General features: G+C 61.9%; 1 protein-coding gene and 2 pseudogenes. All 3 read right to left on the reverse strand.

Features of this window, described 5'->3' with window-relative positions:
- A pseudogene (locus H8B02_RS47010) lies at positions 1–593 on the reverse strand (transposase); the annotation flags it as partial.
- On the reverse strand, positions 556–870 hold the full coding sequence (locus tag H8B02_RS49265) for an IS3 family transposase (RefSeq protein WP_376711801.1): 315 nt from the start codon (positions 868–870) through the stop codon (positions 556–558). The pseudogene H8B02_RS47010 and the gene H8B02_RS49265, both read right to left, overlap by 38 nt.
- A gap of 70 nt (positions 871–940) precedes the next feature.
- Positions 941–1,890 (reverse strand): annotated as a pseudogene (locus H8B02_RS49340) (transposase); the annotation flags it as partial.

Below are 1,890 nucleotides of genomic sequence, written 5' to 3' on the forward strand. Positions count from 1 at the left end.
GCGTCGGGCAATCTGCTCAGGGCTCCATGCCTTGGCCCATCGTCGATCCTTTCGCCTACCATGCCGGCGGTCGTTCCACCGAACGGTGGGGCCAGCAATACAAGCTCCGCCCGGGGGCTACAACACTGCCGGCAAGTCTCTCCTCCTCCACATAAGTGCGCAAGGCTGCGTTGGGCGCAAGCTTGGTCGGCTTGGGCCGGCAGGCAGATCGGTCTGCATGCCATTGGGCAGTTGTTGCCCGATAATCCAACCCGCCGCCGCGGGTGGCCGCGTTCCGCCGCAATTCACGGGGAGATCGTCGAAGCAGCCCGTCCCAAGCGGCGCCCAATCTCCCGCATGGAATGGCCCTGCACCTTTGGAAGGGCGATTTCCTCGCGTTCAGCCAATGAAAGGTAGCGCCCGGAGAGAGGCTTGGCCGAAGATCTGAACATCGCTGGTGGCATGCCGCCCGCCTTTCGGAACAATCTGCTTCCGACAGGTTGCGATAATCCGGCCTCAAACGCAGCATCTTCGCTGCTCTGCCCTGTGGCAATCGCCTTCCAAAATCTATTCTGTTCATCGCGTCCGGCCGCAGACGGCCGGCCTGGCGCCATGGCGGCTGTCAGTCGTGCGAACCCGGCGCCGCGGTGCCACGATGGCGCTGACGCCGTGCCGATGCATCAGCCGTTCGATCCGGCCACGGCTGGCGCCACGTCCCTGTACCCGCAGGTCGGCGTGGACCCGCGGGCTGCCATAGCGGCCGCCGCCTGTCGGACCGCGGCCAAAAGCGCAATATTGGCGATTGTGCGTGCGCTTACCGGGCGCTCGCGCCAGGCGTAATAGCCGGCCGGCGAGAGACCTCGAGCACGGCGCACATCGGCCGCACCGGATAGATGTAGCGGTGGTCCTCGATGAAGCGGAACTTCATGTCCGGGTACCGGCAAAGATCGCGATCGACTCGTTAAGAAACAGCCGGATCGGGGTTGCCTGTAACTGCCTGTAACACGAAGCCCAGACATTTGGCTCGGTGCTGAAGGTTAGCAAGGACACGGTCGCGATATTGCCGCTCATAGTGATCCGCGCCGGGGTCTTATGGTGCGTGCCGTTCCGGAGGATGTTGTAGAATAAGATTGCGATCTTGCGGGCGGTCGCTGTCACCGCCTTCGACTTACCCACACGTGAGGACAGTCCGCGATAGAATGCACCATGCGCCGTATCGCTCCACCCCACGGTTGTTGCTGCCAACCGCAACAGTGCGGCTGCCCGACTGGATGATCTCCGTGTGCGCGAGGACAACCCCTAGCTGCCAGAGATTTTGCTGCCCGGTGCAAGGCACAGCCAGGAGGTGAAGTGCTTGGCGCTCGGCCATGCCCTCAGATCGGTGCCACATTCACCGACAAGCTCCATTGCCAATGATAGACCTAAGACATGAATCTCGGTCAGATCGACGCCGAGCGCGCCGTACAGCGCGGTCCCGACATCGAAGGTCGGCGGGTTGACCCGTCCGGTCTTGATGCGTGGCTTGGATAGCTCTCCGACCGGCTTTGCACCTTTATTGTTCAATGCAGCGATCAGGACCTCGAGCTTGCGGTCGCAGTCCAGCATCTTCGCTTGGTAGACGTCGTAGAGTTCCAGCGATTGGTCAGCGCGAAGACATGTTCGTGCCGGTCGTTGCCCACCAGTGCCGCACGGATCGTCGCGATGGATGAATGGCATCGCACGTCTCGATAGGTTGCCAACACGTCCGGACTCCGCTCACCTGCAACGATGGCTCGGATAATCCGCATGCCGGTTGCGCCTGTGATATTCGTGACCACATGATGGAGCTGCAGATTCATCTCCATCAGGGCCTTCTGCATATGCTGGATATTGGCGGGGGCATATTCCACGAGCCGCTCCCGCTGGCGCAGA

Origin of the sequence: Bradyrhizobium altum (assembly GCF_020889705.1) — a bacterium.
GTDB classification, from domain to species: Bacteria; Pseudomonadota; Alphaproteobacteria; order Rhizobiales; family Xanthobacteraceae; genus Bradyrhizobium; species Bradyrhizobium altum.